The organism is Pseudomonas sp. P105, assembly GCF_032614175.1.
GTDB lineage: Bacteria > Pseudomonadota > Gammaproteobacteria > Pseudomonadales > Pseudomonadaceae > Aquipseudomonas > Aquipseudomonas rhizophila.
On the sequence record NZ_CP126693.1, the window covers coordinates 3,496,218 to 3,514,259 of the forward strand.

The window sequence follows — 18,042 nt, forward strand, 5'->3', positions numbered from 1 at the left end:
CGATATGCCATCTCTGAGTAATCGCAAGGCAACCGCTCAAGCACGCGGCATCCAGCGCAAACAGAGGCATGTGGGTATCTTGAGGGGGGATTCAGGCGTGTGAAAAAAGTGATGATTTCAGCAATTTCATGCTGCACTATGCGGATTATGATTATCCCGTTTAAGGATTTGTGATGGCGAACAAGCTGATTTCCCTGGCCGAACTCTCTCGCGCAACGCCAAACAAACCCGTGCGGGGTGCCAGCGAGCAGTTGCCACCAGGGGCGCCGCCTACCCTGCAGGACCTGACTGAATGCCTGATGTTCAGTCCGGGCGACGGCCGCATCTGGTTGAACGGCGCGCGCATGCTGCTGATCCACAACAGCGGCATCGGCGCGCTACGCCGAGAACTGATTGAAAGCATGGGCCTGGCCCGCGCCCGAGGCATCATGTTGCGCACCGGCTACCATTGCGGCGCCCGGGACGCCGCCCTGATCAAGGAGCGCTTCCCCGAGGCCGACATCCTGGCGCTGTTCGCCGCCGGTCCGATCATTCATGCGATCGAAGGCGCGGTGAAGGTCGAGCCGGTGCATTTCGAATTCGACATGAACCTGGGCACCTATTACGGCGAATTCCTCTGGCATCACTCCAGCGAGGACGACGAGCACATCGCCCAATACGGCATCGGCACCGAACCGGCCTGCTGGATGCAGACCGGCTATGCCACCGGGTACACCTCGGCGATGGTCGGCCGGCTGATTCTCTACCGCGAGGTCGAATGCCGTTCCACCGGTTCCAGCATTTGCCGGCTGATTGGAAAACCCGCGGAGGAATGGGACGACGCCGAAGCGGACCTGGCCGACCTGAACGCCGAACCTTTCGTCAGCACCGGCGGACGCAGCGTGACAGCCCATAGCCGCAGCGATAAAGGCGCCCTGCCGACCAGTTTGCTGGTTGATCCGACTCCCGCACAAGACAGCGACATGGTGGGGATTTCCTCGGCCTTCAACGCCGCCTGCCACATGTTGCGACGGGTCGCGCCGACCCAGGCAACGGTGCTGTTCACTGGCGAGTCCGGCGTCGGCAAGGAAATGTTTGCGCGGATGCTGCACCGCATCAGCCCGCGCCACGATGAACCCTTCGTCGCCATAAACTGCGCTGCCATCCCGGAAAACCTGATGGAGTCGGAGCTGTTCGGCGTCGAGCGCGGTGCCTACACCGGAGCCACTCAATCGCGCGCCGGGCGCTTCGAGCGTGCCGATGGCGGCACCCTGTTCCTTGACGAGATCGCCACCCTCAGCCTGGTGGCCCAGGGCAAGCTGCTGCGCGCCTTGCAGGAGGGCGAAGTCGAGCGAGTCGGTGGCAGCCGCACGTTGAAAGTCGATGTACGGGTGGTCGCTGCGACCAACGTCGACCTCCGCGCCGCCGCGCAACGTGGCGAGTTTCGTGAAGATCTGTTCTTTCGCTTGAATGTATTTCCGATCCATCTGCCGCCGCTGCGCGAACGCAAGGAAGACATCCCGCTGCTGATGACCCACTTCCTGCATCGCTTCACCCAGCGCCATGGTCGGCAGATCAGCGGCTTCACGCCGCGCACGGCCGATACGCTGCTGGCCTATGACTTCCCGGGCAATATCCGCGAGCTACAGAACCTGGTGGAGCGCGGCGTGATCAGCGCCCCGGACGGCGGCGCAATCGACCTGGCGCACTTGTTTACCAGCGGTGAACGCCTGGCCCAGCCCATGTTCTCCATCGGCACCCGTGGCCAACTGGCTGCGAGCCCCAACGACCCGCCGCCGGCCCGCCATGCAACGAGCGCCGCAGCCAGTACCGGCAGTGGTGCGAGTCTGGAGCTGTTCGGCGGCAAGGACCCGAGCCGGCTGTCGTTGCAAGAGATCGAGGACACCATCATTGACCACTGCCTGGGCGAAGTGAAAGGCAACGTCTCTGAAGCGGCCCGCCGTCTGGGTCTGACCCGTGCTCAGTTGTCCTATCGCCTGTCGCGACGCTCGGCCAGCGAATAGGCGCGCCTTATGGCGTAGATGATCGATGGATAAAGCAGCGGCCGAACAGGCCCAAGGTCACCTCGACCCGCTGCTCGATCTGCTCGTCGGACCAGGCCTGTTGGACCCCCAGGGTGAACAGCTTGAGCGGCTGGGAAATCAACAGCGAGTCGATCAGCTCCACCGCTGACTCGACATCTTCGTGTGCCAACAATCCCTTGCCGGCGGCCTTGCCCAGCCAGCCGCGCAACAAGCTCAGGCAGCGCCCGGCACCTTCCTGATACCAGATCCTGGCAAGGCCCGGCGCCGTTTCGCGTCCCTGGGCAGCCAACAGGTAGAGCCCCAGCGCCAACGGCGACAGGGTCAGGCGCGCCCATAACGTCAGGTACATGCGCAACTCGCTGAGCAGGTCCTCGGCGCAATCAATACCGCTTTCCAACAGCAGTTCAAGGGTGGACAAGTCCCTGGCCACCAGTTGCGAGAGCAACGCTTCCTTGCTCGGCACCAACAGGTACAGGGTCTTCTTGGAGATCCCGGCGGCGCGGGCGATAGCATCCATGGTGACGTTGGCAAAATTGCCGCTGCCAAGCGCCTGCGCCGCCGCATCCAACAGCGAGGTCATCTGCTCCTGACGGCTGCGCACCGGCGGACGACCGCGCCGGGTGGGCAGCGCAGTGGTTTCAGGCATTACGGTTTCAGGCATTACGGGTCCTGTTGAACGGCATGGTGCGCATGTCCTGATGGTGGTTTCACAAAGGTGCCCAGCTTAACGCAGCCTGCTCGCAAACGCCTTGCGCAGGGAGTCTTCGATAAGCTGCCACGCCTGCTGTGCCGAAGCATCCGGTCCCAGGTGAGTGAACATATGATCGCACCCGGTGAACATTCTCTCGGTCACCGCCACACCGGCCTGACGCAGTTTCTGCGCGTAGGCCTGCCCCTCGGCGAGCAGGATATCGTACTCGGCAGTGATCACCGTCGCGGGGGGCATGCCCTGCAATTGCTCGACCGTCGCCAGTAACGGCGATGCCAGAGGGTCGCGGGCATGCGCCGGATCGCTCAGGTAACAGCGATTGAAGAAGCGCATCAGGCCCGGGCCGAGCAAGGGTTTGTCAGAGGTCGAGCGCTTGAGTTCCGGATCCGCGGCTAAGTCCACGGCCGCATAGTCGATGACCTGATGCACCACCCGCAGCCGTTGGTGCTCCCGCGCCAGATTGGCCACGCCGGTGGCCAGGTTACCGCCGGCGCTGTGCCCACCGACTGCGATGCGTTGTGGGTCGATACCCAGGGCCGCGGCCTGTTCGGCCAGCCACTCAAGCACCGCGAAGCTCTGTCGCAAGCCGGCGGGAAAGGGAAACTCGGGGGCCAGGACATAATCCAGATTGACCACCAGGCAACCCAGGTTGTGGGCCAACCGCCGGCAATAGCTGTCGTCATGCTCCGGCACCCCGGCCACAAAACCGCCGCCATGCAGGTTCAGGTACACGGGCAAAGGTTCGCTGGACGGCGCCTGGGGCCAATAGAACAAGGCCCGTGCCGGGCCCCACGCCGTGGGGATGAGCTTCTCCTCGAACAGGCGCAACGGATACTGCGCCGCGTCATAGGTGAACTTGGCTTTCATGCGCTTGGCAAAGGCACGCAGCAGCTTGGCCTTGAGAGTCGACAACACGTTCATGATCAAACTCCTGAAGACTCAGTGGGCAGTCAGCAATTGATCCAGCAGACCGTGGATCATTGCGCCGTAAGGCGCGCGCATTGCCAGGTTGGACTCACCGAGCGGGCTCTGCACCACCACCGCCTTGGCATGGCTGAACGTACGGAAACCGTAGACACCGTGATACGCCCCCATCCCCGAGTGACCGACCCCGCCAAACGGCAGCGCCTCGAACACCACATGGCTCATGACATCATTGATCACCACACCGCCCGAAGTCGTGCGCTCCAGCACCTGCTGGCGCTCACCGGCGTCCTCGCCGAAGTAATAAGCGGCAAGGGGCCGAGGTTGACCGTTGACGTAGTCAATCGCCGTGGCGAAATCGCGATAGGTCTTGATCGGCAACAGCGGGCCGAAGATTTCCTCGCGCAGCACCTGCATCTGTTCAGTGGCATCCAGCACTAGCGTCGGAGCGATCTTGCGGGTCTGGCGATCGCCCAGGTCTTCCTGCGCCGGGTTGATCTCGATCAGCCGCGCCCCTTTGGCGCGAGCATCGGCCAGATAACCCTGCAGGCGGTCGAAATTGCGTGGGTTGATGATGGAGGTGTAGTCCGGGTTGCTGTGCAAGGAGGGATACATGGCACCGACGAAGCGCACCGCCTCGGCGACGAAGTCTTCCAGGCATTCTTTCGGCAGCAGCACGTAATCCGGGGCCAGGCAGATTTGCCCGGCGTTGAAGGTCTTCACGGTCATGACCCGCTGCACCACCGTCGCCAGATCGGCGCTACGGGACACCAGCACGGGCGACTTGCCCCCCAGCTCCAGGGTCACCGGCACCAGATTGTCCGAGGCTGCACGCATGATGTGCCGAGCCACCGCCGTACCACCGGTAAAGATCAGGTGATCGAACGGCTGGGCACTGAACAGCGCGCCGACTTCGGCATCGCCCAGCACCGTGGTGAGTTCATTCTCGTCAAAATATCGGGCGATCAATTCGCCCATCAATGCCGAGGTGCGTGGGGTCAGTTCCGAGGGTTTGAGCATGGCCCGGTTACCGGCGGCGAAGATGCTCGCCAGAGGCCCGAACGCCAGTACGATGGGAAAATTCCAGGGGCTGATCACGCCCACCACGCCCAACGGCTGGTACTCGACCCGCGCCTCGCTGCCGGGGAAGGGTGACGGATGCGATTGCGCTTGCATCCACTCGGCCAGATGCTCACGGCAATGCTTGAGGCTTGCCACCGAACCGCCGATATCGGAAAGCAGCGTCTGCTCGCGGCTACGATTGCCGAAGTCCGCCGACACCGCTGCGACGATGGCGTCACGATTGTCCAGCAGTAGCGCAATGGCCCGATCGAGGCGGTCGCGGCGCAGCTCCAGGCTGGCCGGTCCGTCAACCAAGTGGGCCTGTTTCATCCGTGCGAGCGTGGCAGTGAGTTGTTCGGCGCCGACTGGCGTAGCGTGGTGATCGGGACTGTGCATGGCGTGGGTTCCTGCTGGTTATATTGTTATTAGACAGCACTAAATACCATTTCGAGCAGACATCTGTGTCGACTCGCTGGGTGAGTATGCCAAAAAACAACAGAAAGGAAACCAGTAGGTTTCTTAATTTACAAACATCCCGACGCGAGGCTAAGAGCCCATAAACAGCCAGAAATACCGATAATATCCGGTTCGGACCACCAAAGGCGGAACCCCGGTGCGGATGTTTTTCATGGGCGGTTCAACACGGATCACGAGCAAAAAACTAAAACAACTGATTATTTTGATTAATCAATTATGTGTTGATCGACAACCCTGATTTGCGTCAGCCCTACCCGCTCGGCCTGCTCCAGGATCTGCGCAGGCGTCGCATCCGCGGTGGGCATGATCAGGCCGTTCTCTGCATCTCCAAAATGCAGCTGGAGCAGGTGTATCGCGGCTTCATGGACGGGCAGTTGAAGCTGCTTGAGCTCGAACGCGTGAGTGCGAGGCGCGTCGTTGAACAGGTAATTCACCGTGTAGTTGCGCATTGGACAGACTCCCGAAATGGATGAAGTGCATTTGACTAGCCTGACTTATTGGTCCAGTTTTTAGTTCAATGCAATGCGTGGCCTGCCTGAAGGCCTCGGCTGCCGTTCAATTCAAATGGGCGCCCCAGTGTCAGTGATTCCCTTAGTGGTATGCGACGACTCCAACATGGCCCGTAAGCAGGTGCTACGGGCGCTGCCGGCGGACTGGCCGGTCTCGGTCACCGAGGCCAGCAATGGTCGCCAGGCCATGGACGCCATACGCCAGGGGCTGGGCCAGGTGGTGCTACTGGACCTGACCATGCCGGAGATGGATGGTTACCAGGTGTTGAGCGCCTTGCGCACCGAAGGCTTGAAGGCGCAAGTCATCGTGATCTCCGGTGACGTGCAGGAGCAGGCGGTTCGCCGCGTGCTTGAGCTGGGCGCATTGGCTTTCCTGAAAAAACCTTTCGACGAAAACGAACTGCGCCAGACGCTCAGCCAGTTGGGCCTGCTGACGAAACCCGGCCAGACGCCGCCGCAAAATCGTCCGGCAACGAACACGGCCATCAGTTTTCACGATGCGTTTCGCGAGACGGTCAACGTTGCCATCGGCCAGGCCGCCGCCCTGATCGCCAAAGTGCTGGGTGTGTTTGTGCAGTTACCGGTACCGAACGTGAACATCCTTGAGGTGGGTGAGCTGCACATGGCGCTGAACGATGCCGGTAGCTCTGAACAACTCACCGCCATCTGCCAGGGCTTTATTGGCAGCGGGATTGCCGGCGAAGCCCTGCTGATATTTCACGAGTCGGAAATTGCCGACATAGCGCAACTGATGCAACGTCAAAGCAGCGACTATTCGGACCTGGAAATGCTGCTGGACCTCTCCAGCGTCCTGATCGGCGCTTGCCTGAGCAGCATTGCCGAACAGATCGACGTGGTGTTTTCTCAGGGGCATCCGCAGATTCTCGGCCAGCACGCGGCCATCGAGGAACTGATTCAAGTCAACCGCAAGCACTGGAAAAAGACCCTGGCGGTGGAAATCAGCTACAGCCTGGAAGGGCACGATATTCGTTTCGATCTATTGTTACTGTTCACCGAAGACTCGATCGAGCGGCTGACCCAAAAACTCACCTACCTGATGACCTGAGCCATGCCTGATTCCATTGATCTGAACGAGTTTCACTGGTTGCTGGCCATTGTTCAGAGCATCGATGTCGGGGTGGTGGTACTGGACCGCGACTACCGCGTGCAGGTCTGGAACACGTTCATGGAGAACCGCTCCGGGGTGCAGCCAAAGGACGCCCACGACCAGCATTTTTTCAGCCTGTTCCCGGAAATCGATCGCCAGTGGTTCAGCCGCAAGGTAGAAAGCGTCGCTGCCCTGGGCACCCCAGCGTTCACTGTCTGGGAGCAGCGTCCCTATCTGGTGCGGTTCAAGAGCTACCAGCCGATCACCGGCCAGGAAGAGTTCATGTACCAGAACACCACGCTGTTACCGCTGCGCTCGCCCGACAACACGATCAGTCACATCTGCCTGGTGATCTATGACGTCACCGACGTCGCCACCAACCGGCATCAACTACAGGCCGCCAATGCGCAATTGCAGCAGCTCTCCAGTACCGATCGACTGACCGGGCTGTACAACCGCGGTCATTGGGAGGCGAACCTGAAAGCTGCCTATGCGCGGCATCAGCGCTATGGCAATGCCTTGAGCCTGGTGATGCTCGATATCGACCACTTCAAACGGGTCAACGACACCTATGGCCACCAGGCCGGGGACAAGGTCATCGAGCAGGTCGCCAGGCTTCTGCACGAACACGTACGCGACTCCGACGTGGCCGGGCGTTATGGCGGCGAGGAGTTCGGTGTGGTGCTGTCGGACACCGACCAGACCGGTGCCCGGATGTTCGCCGAGCGCCTGCGCAAGGCCGTCGAAGAACTGCAGGTGCTGTACAACGACCAGAGCATCCGTTTCACCATCAGCCTTGGAGTGGCAGACCTGAGCCAGCCCTCGACCGGCCACGCCGAACTGATCGCCCGGGCCGACCAGGCGTTGTATACGTCCAAAAAAACCGGGCGCAATCGGGTGACGGTGCATGAGTAGATGATGACCGCCAGTCACGTGCCCGCGCTAATGCTCTGAACTTCCATCCAGCCTCCCGCCTCTGCCCTATATCACCACGCGACCCAGAGGCAGGAAGTCATGAGAGCACTCACTTACCACGGTGCACACAGTGTGAAAGTCGACACGGTCCCCGACCCGGTCCTGGAGGACAGTGACGACATCATTCTGCGTGTCACGGCAACGGCGATTTGTGGTTCCGATCTGCACCTTTATCGCGGAAAAATTCCCGCTGTCGAACATGGCGACATCTTCGGCCATGAGTTCATGGGAATCGTTGAAGAGGCCGGTTCAGCGGTGACCGCCGTTCAACCCGGCGATCGAGTGGTGGTGCCTTTCGTTATCGCCTGCGGCAGCTGTTTCTTCTGTCAGATGGATTTGTTCGCCGCTTGCGAAACGACCAACACGGGTCGTGGCGCGATTCTGAACAAGAAGGCAATCCCGCCCGGGGCAGCTCTGTTCGGTTTCAGTCATTTGTACGGCGGTATCCCTGGCGGACAAGCTGAGTATGTAAGGGTACCAAAGGCCAACACCGGGCCTTTCAAAGTGCCGGGAACCCTCTCGGACGAGAAGGTGCTGTTCCTCTCGGACATCTTGCCAACCGCCTTTCAAGCGGTGACCAACGCCGGGATCGGCAACGGCTCGAGTATTGCCATCTATGGCGCCGGGCCGGTCGGTTTACTGAGCGCCGCCTGCGCGCGGATGTTGGGCGCCGACCAGATCTTCATGGTCGATCATCACCCCTATCGTCTGGCCTATGCACAGAAAACCTATGGCGTTATTCCCATCAATTTTGATGAAGACGACGACCCGGCGGACACGATCATTCGCCAGACCAAGGGCATGCGGGGCGTGGACGGCGTGGTGGATGCCGTGGGTTTTGAAGCCAAAGGCAGCACCACCGAAACAGTGCTGGCTACGCTTAAACTCGAAGGCAGCAGCGGCAAGGCGTTACGCCAATGCATTGCGGCGGTCAGGCGCGGTGGGGTCGTAAGCGTACCGGGCGTGTATGCCGGTTTCATCCACGGCTTCCTGTTCGGCGACGCATTCGATAAAGGCCTGACCTTCAAAATGGGCCAGACCCACGTGCAGCGGTATCTTCCCGAGCTGCTTGGCCATATCGAGACCGGTCGCCTTAGCCCTGAAGTCATCATCAGCCATCGCCTGTCCCTGGAACAGGCCGCCGAGGGCTACAAGCTATTCGACAAAAAACAGGAAGATTGCCGCAAGGTCATCCTGACACCCGGCGAGCCCGATATTGTCTTGCCGGTAGATGACGACCAGGCCGTTCTGCTGAGTACGTAGGGGACTTATCCGGCGTCTGGGGCGAGAGGGTGTATTCATCGCATGCCCTCACGCCCTGCCTGGACGCCCTACCCCTCTCAGCTCAGCGCCAAGGCGCAAACCAGCCCAGGCCATCCTCGGTCAGGCCGCGGGGGTTGTACTCGCAGCCGATCCAGCCATCGTAGCCGGCCTCGTCGAGCAGTTTGAACAGGTATGGGTAGTTCACTTCTCCCAGGTCCGGTTCGTGCCGATCCGGCACGCCGGCAATCTGGATATGCCCGACACCGGCCTGGAAGCGCTGGAAACCGGCAATCAGATCGCCTTCCATGATTTGTGCATGGAACAGGTCCAGTTGCACACGCAGATTCGGCTCGCCCAGTTCGGCCAGGATCGCATGGCCCTCGGCCTGGCGATTGATGAAGTAACCCGGAATCGAGCGGCTGTTGATCGGCTCGATCAACAGTGTCAGTTTGTGCTCGGCCAAACGTCGTGCGGCGTAACGCAGGTTTTCCAGATAGACCTCGCGCATGCGCGGGCGCTGGCTCTCGTCACTCACCAGTCCGGCCATTGCGTGCAGTTTGGGGCAGCCCAGGGCGTGGGCGTATTCGATGGCCCGGTCGACACTTTCACGAAATTCCGCCTCGCGCCCCGGCAACGCCGCGATGCCGCGCTCGCCTGCGGCAAAATCCCCCGGTGGCAGGTTGAACAGCACTTGGCTAAGCCCGTGCTCGGCCAAACGTCCGGCCAGTTCGGCCGGTGCGAACTCATAAGGGAACAGGTATTCCACGCCCTTGAAGCCGGCCTTGGCGGCTCGGCCGAAGCGATCCAGGAAAGGTGCGTCGTTGAACATCATGCTGAGGTTGGCAGCGAAACGTGGCATTGCAGTCACCATTGGGCGCCGAAGGTCTGGCGCAGTTCTTCGATTTGTTCGTCGTCCAACGCCCGTACCGGCTGCTGGCGCAGCAACAGGTAGAGCTTGGCGGTTTCTTCGAGTTCTTCGATGGCATAGGTGGCCGCCTCCAGGCTCTTGCCCGAAACGACCGGCCCGTGATTGGCCAGCAACACCGAACTGTGCTGTCCGACCAGCCCGCGAATCGCCTCACCCAGCCGCGGATCACCGGGCCGGTGGTACGGAATCAGCGGCAAGCGCCCCACACGCATGACGAAATAGGGTGTCAGCGGTGGCAGGCACGACGTCGCGTCCAGGCAATCCAGGCACGAGACCGCCGCCGAGTGCGTGCAATGCAAGTGCACGATGGCACCGGAATCTTCACGGCCTTCATAGACGGCACGGTGCAGGAACGCTTCCTTGGAGGCGGGTTTGCCGGCCAGGTGGTTACCTTGCCAGTCGAGCTTGGCGATGTCGGCCGGGTCCAGGCGACCGAGACAGGCGTTGGTCGGTGTCAGCAGCCAGCCATCGTCCAGACGCACGCTGATATTCCCGGAGGAGCCGGGGCTGAGCCCACGAAGGTAGAGGGAACGGCCGATCTCGACGATCTCTTCGCGCAATTGGCTTTCTGTCATGCCAGCATCTCCCAGGCCTTGATCATGAAATCGGCGCTACCGAAGTTACCGGACTTGAGCGCCAGCGTCAGCGGCCGACCGGATTGGCCGAGCGTCTGGGTCCAGGGCACGCCGGGGTCGATGCTCGGCCCGATGCGCAAACCTTCGATGCCCAGCGCGCCGACCACTGCGCCGGAGGTTTCGCCACCGGCCACCAGCAGTTGGCCCACGCCCTGCTGTTCGACCAGCGCACGGGCAATCGCCGCCAACGCCGATTCAATGCGTTCACCGACCTGCTGCGCGCCGAACTGTTGTTGCACCCGGCGTACCTCGTCGGCTGGACTGCTGGCATAGATCAGCACCGGCCCCGGGTGGCCGGCAGCCCAGGCCAGGGCCTCGGCCACCAGTGCATCACCGCGGGCCATCAGCTCGGCGGCCTCAAGACGGAAAGCAGGATAGACCGCTGCCGCCTGCTCGATCTGGCCGAGGGTCGCTCGCGAACAGCTACCGCTGAGAATCGCCTGGCGCCCCCACCCCGCCTCCAGCCGGCTGGCTTCGCCGTTGGCCTGCAACAGCCCTCTGGCCTGCCAATCCTGGGCCATGCCCAGCGCCAGCCCCGAGCCGGCCGTGACCAACGGCAGATCGGCACAGGCCGCGCCTAGCACCTGCAAATCTTCATTATCAATGGCGTCGCTGATGGCGATGCCCACGCCCTCGGCGCGCAACGCGGCGATCCGCTGACGGGTCGCCTCGACGCCGGCGCGCAGGGTCCGGTAGTCGATCAGGCCGACCGGGTGGCGTGTCTGCGGCTGCAACACGCGCAGCAGGTTGGCGTCGCGCATGGGCGTGAGTGGATGGTCCTGCATCCCGCTTTCGTTGAGCAGCACGTCATTGGCGAACAGGTAGCCGTTGAACACGCTGCGGCGGTTTTCCGGAAAGGCCGGACAGGCCACGGTGAAGTCGCTGCCCAGGGCTTGAAGCAACGCATCGCTGACCGGGCCGATGTTGCCCTCAGCGGTGGAGTCGAACGTCGAGCAATACTTGAAGTAGAACTGTCGGCAGCCCTGCTGGCGCAACCACTCCAGCGCCTGCAGCGACTGAGCGACGGCTTCATCGGGCGCCAGGTTGCGCGATTTGAGTGCCACCACCAGGGCGTCGGCTTCACCCACCGCCAAGGGCCCGTGCGGGACACCAATGGTCTGCACAGTGCGAGCACCGCCGCGCACGAGCATGCTGGCAAGGTCGGTCGCTCCGGTGAAGTCATCGGCGATGCATCCGATCAGGGGCATGGTCAAATCTCCTCGTTGGCGGCGGCAGGCAAGTTGATGCCGGGGAATATCTTCACCACGGCGATATCATCCTCGCGCCCCAGCCCGGAAGCCGACGCTTGCTTGAACATCTGGTGGGCGCTAGCGGTCAGCGGCAGCGGGAAGACCGCCTCCTGGGCGCTGTCGAGCACCAGGCCCAGATCCTTGACGAAAATATCCACCGCCGAGCGCGGTCGATAATCACCCGCCAGCAGATGCGGCACGCGGTTTTCGAACATCCAGGAATTACCGGCGCTGTGACTGATCACCTCGTAGAGCGCCTCGGGATCGCAGCCCTGACGAATGCCATAGGCCATGGCTTCGGCCGCCGCGGCAATGTGGACCCCGGCGAGCAACTGGTTGACCAGCTTGATCTGCGAACCTTGCCCGGCCTCTTCACCCAGCCGGTAGACCTTGGCGGCGACGGCGGCAAGTGCCGTTTGCGCCCGTTCGAAGGCGGCCTCCGGCCCCGAGGCCATGATGGTCAACTCGCCCGCTTCGGCGCGCACCGCCCCGCCTGAAATCGGCGCATCGAGCATCAGCACTTGATGCTCGGCCAAGCGCCCACTGATGCGCCGCGCAGCCGCCGCCGAGATGGTTGCACAGGCAATGACCACGGAACCCGGACGCAACCGCGCAGCAATACCCTGCTCGCCGAACAGCAGTTGCTCGGTTTGCGCGGCGTTGACCACCACGATGAAGAGCAGGTCGCTGAGCGCGGCGCTGTCACTCAGGGCACTGACCGGCTGGCCACCTTCGGCGATGAAGGCCTGACGCACATCCTCGCGGATGTCGTAGCCCCATACGGGCAGACCAGCGCGCAAAAGTGCGCGCGCCATGCCCAGGCCCATGGAGCCCAGGCCGACCACACCAATACTGGATATTGCTGTCACGGGTGAATCCTCTTGTGGTTGTTATCCGGACGCGTCGGCCTCGCTTCGCGCTTCGCGCAGGCGGACTTCGGCGTTGCGCAGATGCGAGGAGGCCGCGGTACGTGCCGCCTCACTGTCACCTGCGGCGATAGCGGCGAGCAGCGCGTGGTGCTCCTGATCGACCTGACACATGTACTGGGCGTTACGCGCCTCGTTGCGACGGGTCACTCTGATCGCCTGTTGCAGCAGCTGGTGCAGAAAATCGATGGTTTCGAGAAAGTGCTGGTTACCGGTGGCGGCCACCACCGAACGGTGGAAGGCGAGGTCTTCGCGCACGCCGTCTTCACCCCGCTCGACCGCTTCGTCAAGCTCGGCCAAGGCGTTTTGCATCGCCCGCAGTTGCGCATTGGTGCGCCGTGCCGCGGCCAGCTCGGCGGCCTTGATCTCCAGCGCGCTGCGCAATTCGAGGATTTCCACCACCGCCTCGAAGTTGCCCTGGGGCGGAGACAGGCGCAGCGCGACACTGGGATTGGGCACGACGAAGGTGCCGCTGCCCTGACGCGAAGTGAGCATGCCTTCGCGCTTGAGCATCGAAATCGCTTCGCGCACCACCGTGCGGCTGACACCGTACTGCTCGCACAATGCCTGCTCGGTGGGCAGGCGGTTCCCGGCGGCCAACTGGCCGTCATGGACCGCTGCACTCAGGCGTTTGGCCAGCCGTTCGGCCAGCTTGGGGGTAACGTCGTTCAGACTGTCCACTCAAATTCTCCCGGCAATCGTCGCGCTGCCTTGCCACCCGCTGTGGGCAAGAAGAAAACACGCAACGGTTGCGTCCACGTTAAATTCATCATACAACATGACAACTGCTTGTCACCTGGTTCGTCAAATAACAAGAATACGGGGCGTTCGGCACCCTGCCCCGAATATTCTCCTTAAGCGGAGTGCAATACATGAAGATCCTGGTAACTGGCGGCGCTGGCTTTCTCGGCGCCCGCCTGATCGAAGCGCTGCTGGCGCCCACCGCGAGTGACTTGCTGCCCCCCGGCGCCAGCCTCGTCTCGGTCGACCTGGCGCCCTGCCCCATCGATGACCCTCGAGTGGTGTCGCACACCGGCGACATCTGCGACCCGGCCTTTATCAAATCGCTGATCGGCCCAGAGACCTGCCTGGTCTATCACCTGGCCGCGATCGTCAGTGGCCAGGCCGAAGCCGATTTCGACCTTGGCATGCGGGTCAATTTCGATGCGACCCGCGCCCTGCTCGAAGCCTGCCGCCAACAGGCCCAGGCACCGCGTTTCGTGTTCGCCAGCTCACTGGCGGTATTCGGTGGGCCGATGCCCGAGCAGGTGCCCGAAGAACTCGCACCGCTGCCGCAATCGTCCTATGGCGCGCAGAAGGCCATGGCCGAACTGCTGATCAATGACTACTCGCGCAAGGGCTTCATCGATGGCCGGGTGTGTCGCCTCCCGACCATTTCCGTTCGCCCCGGCAAACCCAACGCAGCGGCCTCGTCATTTGCCAGCGGCATCCTGCGCGAGCCCCTGGCCGGCGAGATGAGCAACTGTCCGGTACCACTGGATACCCGCATGTGGCTGTCTTCGCCGCAGACCGTGGTCGACAATCTGGTCCATGCCGCGCGCCTGGACGGCCAGGCGCTTGGCCTGCGGCGGCCCCTCAACCTGCCCGGCATCAGCGTGCGGGTCAGCGAAATGCTCGACAGTCTCGCCCGTGTCGGTGGCGAGGCGGCCCGCGCGCGGGTCAGCTTTGAGCCGGACGAGCGGATCCAGCGCATCGTCTGCAGTTGGCCCGGCGACTTCGACATCCAGCGGCCGCTGCAATTGGGCTTTCGCGGTGATGCCGATTTCGACAGCGTGGTAAGGGCGCACCAGCACAGCATGAATCACTGACCCAGGCGGCGCCGTGCGGTGCCGTCGTTCCATCCAATAACAACAAGAGTGATTACCCAATGGACGCAACTTCTATCGCCGGCCCACAGCTGATGGTGAGCCTGGTCCTGGCCATCGTCATCCTCATCGTGCTGGTTCTCAAGACCCGCATCCACGCCCTGCTGGCGCTGATCATCGCCGCCTCGATCGCCGGCCTGGGTGGCGGCATGGCGCCCGACGCGCTGGTTAAATCCATCACCACCGGCTTCGGTGCCACGCTGTCGACCATCGGCCTGGTCATCGGTTTCGGTGTGATGATGGGCCGCCTGCTGGAAGTCTCCGGCGCCGCCGAGCGGATGGCCTATACCTTCGTGCGCTGGCTGGGCAACAAACGCGAAGAGTGGGCGATGATGGTGACCGGCTACATCGTCTCGGTGCCGATCTTCTGCGACTCGGCGTTCGTCATCCTCAACCCGTTGGTCCGGGCACTGGCGCGCAACAGCGGCAAATCGATGCTGACCCTGGGTATTGCCCTGGCCAGCGGCCTGATGCTGACCCACCATGCGGTTCCACCGACGCCAGGGCCACTGGGGATTGCCGGGATTTTCAATATCGACGTGGGGTTGATGATTTTCTGGGGCGTAGTATTCACCATTCCCGGCACCTTCGTGCTGGTGGCCTACGCCCGCTTCATGGGCCCACGCATCGAGGCGATGATCGCGCAAAGCGGCCAGACACCGGTCGAACCCGCCACCGCCTATCGTGAAGTGCTCGAACGCGCCGATGCCCGCGAGGCCGAACTGCCGCCGCTGTGGCTGTCGATGCTGCCGATCGTGCTGCCTATCCTGCTGATCTTCGCCAACACCCTGGTCGTCGCCCTCGGCAAACTCAACGGCGACAGCACCCTGACCCAGAGCCTGTTCGGTCAGACCATCGCTTTCGTCGGCAACCCGGTCATCGCTGTCGGCCTCGGGGTGGTGGCGGCACTGTATGGACTGGTACCGCGGCGCCCGCGTGAGGAAGTCATCGCGCACATGGAGAAAGGCGTGGAAAGCGCCGGCATCATCCTGCTGGTCACCGGTGCCGGTGGTGCATTGGGTGCCGTGTTGCGCGACAGCGGTGCGGGTCAGTACATGGGCGAATGGGTCGCCACCTTGCCGCTGCCGGCGGTGTTGATCCCCTTCGTGATCGCGTCCCTGGTGCGCCTGATCCAGGGCAGCGGCACCGTGGCAATGATCACCGGCGCCTCGATTTCGGCACCGATCCTGGCCTCGATTCCCGACGTTAACATGGTCTTCGCCGCCCAGGCGGCGGCCATTGGCTCGATGGTCTTTGGCTACTTCAACGACAGCTATTTCTGGGTAGTCAACCGCATGCTCGGGGTCACCAACGCCAAGCATCAGATGCTGACCTGGTCGATTCCGACCACGATCGGCTGGTTCACCTCCCTGCTCACCCTGTTGCTCTTCAACGCCATTCTCGGATAACAGTGCCGGGCACCTGGGCAGGAACTGATAAATCCTGCCCAGGTGCCCCTTGCTCTTAGCGCCTGCTCATTCACCCACAGTCGTTGCGGAGGAATGTTCGCCATATTTGCTCAACAGTTTCAGCGTCACGCCATTCGTCCAGCCGAAACCGTCCTGCAACTCATATTCGCCACCTCCCCCGCCATCTCCCCGCCCGGATACGTCGTACTTCTCTACCAGCTTGTCTTCGTTGCGGTAAAGATTGTGTACCTGTTGCAGGAAGCGAGTGCCAATCTGCTGCGCCAGCGCGGTGTGCCCATAGCGATCCAGCCCCTCAACCGCCACCCACTGTAGCGGTGCCCAACCGTTGGGTTCGTCCCACTGCTGGCCATTGCTGACCTGCGTGGTGGCAATGCCGCCAGGGCGCAGCAGACCATCACGGACTGCCTCGGCCGTGCGATTGGCGTGGTCCGCGGAGGCAAGGCCGGTGTAAAGAGGAAACAGCGTGGCGGCCGTCAGTTGCGGGCGTTGACGGTGCTGCTGCCAGTCGTAGTCCACGTAGAACCCTGCATCGGCATTCCACAAATGCTGCTCAATGGCACGCTGCCGCCGGTCCGCGCGCTGACCATAGGCCTGGACGCATGGCGTGTTCTGCACGGTTTCACACGCCTTGGCGATGGTGCGCTCCAGGTGATAGAGCAGGCTGTTCAGGTCCACGGGCACAATGGATGTGGTGCGTATGGTTGCCAGGTTCTGGCCGTCGCCAAGCCAGCGCGAACTGAAGTCCCAACCACTCTCCGCCCCGGCACGCAGATCACGCCAGACCTCTTGCCTGGGTCTGTTCGAGGCCTGTTCGGCGGTTTTGACATCTTGCAACCAGGATTCCTGTCGCGGCGTCGAACGGGCATCCCAATAGCGATTGAGCACGCTGCCATCGGCGAGCTTGACCACATGTTGCGCGGCGGCACCCGGCTTGAGCCCCTCAGCGCCCTGCATCCAATAGGCGTATTCCTTCTGCAGTTGTGGAAGGTAACGCCCAAACGCCTGGTCACCTTCGATGTGCGCCTGCAACTGCACCATGTAAGCGAAGAATGGCGGTTGTGAGCGGCTCAGGTAGTAGGTGCGATTGCCATTGGGAATGTGCCCGTACGTGTCGATCATATAGGCAAAGTTATCGGTCATCTGGCGCACCTGGGCCTGATCCCCGCTTTGTTCAAGCCCGAGCATGGTGAAGTAGGAGTCCCAATAGTACATCTCGCGAAAGCGTCCGCCTGGAACGACATAGGGTTGTGGCAAGGGCAACAGGCTGCTGTAGGGCGGCACTTGGCGATAGGTACGGCTTAACACGGGCCAAAGGCTGTCGATGTGCTCTTGAATGGGCGCGCCCGGTTTCGGTGCCGGGCTTTGCGCTGCGCCGGACTCGATGAAGTTGTCCTTCACGAAGGTTTCGAGATCGAAGTCGCTGTTGTCGCGACGAGCCAGGTATTCGGCACGGATTTTCGAGGGGTCGCGGGTGGGCAGTGCGTCGACGAAATGCTTCTGGTCGGTGAACAGTTGGTTGTTCTGCACGGCTTCGAACAACTCGGGATATGCCTGGTCGGGCGGCAGATTGGCCCGTTCCTTGGCATCCATGTAGCCCCAGGTCGCGGGCGGTTGGCTTGAGCAAGCCGCGCACAGCAACGCGGCGAAGGACAGGCTGGTGAAATACAGTGGTCGCATCAGCGGCTCCATCATTTGTCGTTCCTGACAAACGACTGACACGGCCGAACAAACCCGGGTTCATTAAATGTCGCCGAATCGACAGCTGGAACAAGAGAGGCCACACTCAAGTTTTTCACAGGGTCTGGCCCGACCGCCCCAGGTTCAATGCCCCCCGGTTTCGACGGATGACACTCAAGCGCGTATAGGCCCAGCCGATAACACATTAAGTCAACGGCCCCCAGGCCGCGCCGGCACTGCTGGTTGCATAGGGTAACTC

General features: G+C 62.2%; 16 protein-coding genes. 6 read left to right on the forward strand and 10 right to left on the reverse strand.

What is annotated here, in order from left to right; translation table 11 throughout:
* Nucleotides 1–173: 173 nt before the first annotated feature.
* Nucleotides 174–2,003 (forward strand): sigma-54-dependent Fis family transcriptional regulator, encoded by a 1,830-nt coding sequence (locus QOM08_RS15720; RefSeq protein ID WP_047225625.1) that lies wholly within the window; start codon nt 174–176, stop codon nt 2,001–2,003.
* A 7-nt stretch (nt 2,004–2,010) separates the two neighbouring features.
* On the opposite strand, the gene QOM08_RS15725 is transcribed toward QOM08_RS15720, so the two are convergent.
* The 4 genes from QOM08_RS15725 to QOM08_RS15740 form a co-directional block, all read right to left on the reverse strand.
* Entirely contained in the window at nt 2,011–2,685 is a 675-nt protein-coding gene (locus tag QOM08_RS15725; RefSeq protein ID WP_188250769.1) for a TetR/AcrR family transcriptional regulator, read from the reverse strand.
* A gap of 63 nt (nt 2,686–2,748) precedes the next feature.
* Nucleotides 2,749–3,654 carry an alpha/beta hydrolase gene (locus QOM08_RS15730; RefSeq protein ID WP_173406877.1) on the reverse strand — a complete coding sequence of 302 codons (906 nt, stop codon included), beginning with the start codon at nt 3,652–3,654 and terminating at the stop codon, nt 2,749–2,751.
* Between the two features lie 18 nt (nt 3,655–3,672).
* Nucleotides 3,673–5,115 (reverse strand): coniferyl aldehyde dehydrogenase, encoded by a 1,443-nt coding sequence (locus QOM08_RS15735; protein WP_173406876.1) that lies wholly within the window; start codon nt 5,113–5,115, stop codon nt 3,673–3,675.
* Between the two features lie 287 nt (nt 5,116–5,402).
* A complete protein-coding gene (locus QOM08_RS15740; RefSeq protein WP_188250768.1) occupies nt 5,403–5,645 on the reverse strand; it encodes a hypothetical protein in 243 nt (80 codons plus the stop codon).
* Nucleotides 5,646–5,760: 115 nt separating this feature from the next.
* Here QOM08_RS15740 and QOM08_RS15745 point away from each other — a divergent pair, with 115 nt between their 5' ends.
* The 3 genes from QOM08_RS15745 to QOM08_RS15755 all read left to right on the forward strand — a co-directional run bounded on the left by QOM08_RS15745 (nt 5,761) and on the right by QOM08_RS15755 (nt 9,051).
* Nucleotides 5,761–6,771 carry a response regulator gene (locus QOM08_RS15745; protein WP_188250767.1) on the forward strand — a complete coding sequence of 337 codons (1,011 nt, stop codon included), beginning with the start codon at nt 5,761–5,763 and terminating at the stop codon, nt 6,769–6,771.
* A 3-nt stretch (nt 6,772–6,774) separates the two neighbouring features.
* The gene (locus QOM08_RS15750; RefSeq protein WP_107322807.1) at nt 6,775–7,728 is read left to right on the forward strand and encodes a sensor domain-containing diguanylate cyclase; all 954 of its coding nucleotides are present in this window, start codon (nt 6,775–6,777) and stop codon (nt 7,726–7,728) included.
* 99 nt (nt 7,729–7,827) lie between these two features.
* Nucleotides 7,828–9,051, forward strand: a complete 1,224-nt coding sequence (locus tag QOM08_RS15755) for a zinc-dependent alcohol dehydrogenase (RefSeq protein WP_173406875.1) — start codon at nt 7,828–7,830, stop codon at nt 9,049–9,051.
* An 82-nt stretch (nt 9,052–9,133) separates the two neighbouring features.
* On the opposite strand, the gene otnI is transcribed toward QOM08_RS15755, so the two are convergent.
* From otnI to QOM08_RS15780, 5 genes are read right to left on the reverse strand one after another with little or no spacing between them, the layout of a single operon-like run.
* Nucleotides 9,134–9,910 (reverse strand): 2-oxo-tetronate isomerase, encoded by a 777-nt coding sequence (gene otnI / locus QOM08_RS15760; protein ID WP_047225619.1) that lies wholly within the window; start codon nt 9,908–9,910, stop codon nt 9,134–9,136.
* Between the two features lie 5 nt (nt 9,911–9,915).
* Nucleotides 9,916–10,554 (reverse strand): 3-oxo-tetronate 4-phosphate decarboxylase, encoded by a 639-nt coding sequence (otnC, locus tag QOM08_RS15765; protein WP_047225618.1) that lies wholly within the window; start codon nt 10,552–10,554, stop codon nt 9,916–9,918.
* Entirely contained in the window at nt 10,551–11,822 is a 1,272-nt protein-coding gene (gene otnK / locus QOM08_RS15770) for a 3-oxo-tetronate kinase (RefSeq protein WP_047225617.1), read from the reverse strand. Before otnK ends, otnC begins: the two co-directional genes overlap by 4 nt.
* 2 nt (nt 11,823–11,824) lie before the next feature.
* Nucleotides 11,825–12,733 (reverse strand): L-threonate dehydrogenase, encoded by a 909-nt coding sequence (gene ltnD, locus QOM08_RS15775; protein WP_076384245.1) that lies wholly within the window; start codon nt 12,731–12,733, stop codon nt 11,825–11,827.
* A 21-nt stretch (nt 12,734–12,754) separates the two neighbouring features.
* Complete coding sequence (locus QOM08_RS15780; protein WP_230682588.1) at nt 12,755–13,471, reverse strand: FadR/GntR family transcriptional regulator; 717 nt, start codon at nt 13,469–13,471, stop codon at nt 12,755–12,757.
* A 191-nt stretch (nt 13,472–13,662) separates the two neighbouring features.
* Between QOM08_RS15780 and denD the strand changes: the two genes are divergently transcribed.
* Both denD and QOM08_RS15790 read left to right on the forward strand, forming a co-directional pair.
* Entirely contained in the window at nt 13,663–14,619 is a 957-nt protein-coding gene (denD, locus tag QOM08_RS15785) for a D-erythronate dehydrogenase (protein ID WP_316911787.1), read from the forward strand.
* Nucleotides 14,620–14,678: 59 nt separating this feature from the next.
* Nucleotides 14,679–16,085: a GntP family permease gene (locus tag QOM08_RS15790; protein WP_076384241.1), complete on the forward strand. Its 1,407-nt coding sequence runs from the start codon at nt 14,679–14,681 to the stop codon at nt 16,083–16,085.
* Between the two features lie 66 nt (nt 16,086–16,151).
* On the opposite strand, the gene treA is transcribed toward QOM08_RS15790, so the two are convergent.
* The gene (treA, locus tag QOM08_RS15795; protein ID WP_316911788.1) at nt 16,152–17,783 is read right to left on the reverse strand and encodes an alpha,alpha-trehalase TreA; all 1,632 of its coding nucleotides are present in this window, start codon (nt 17,781–17,783) and stop codon (nt 16,152–16,154) included.
* Nucleotides 17,784–18,042 lie beyond the last annotated feature (259 nt).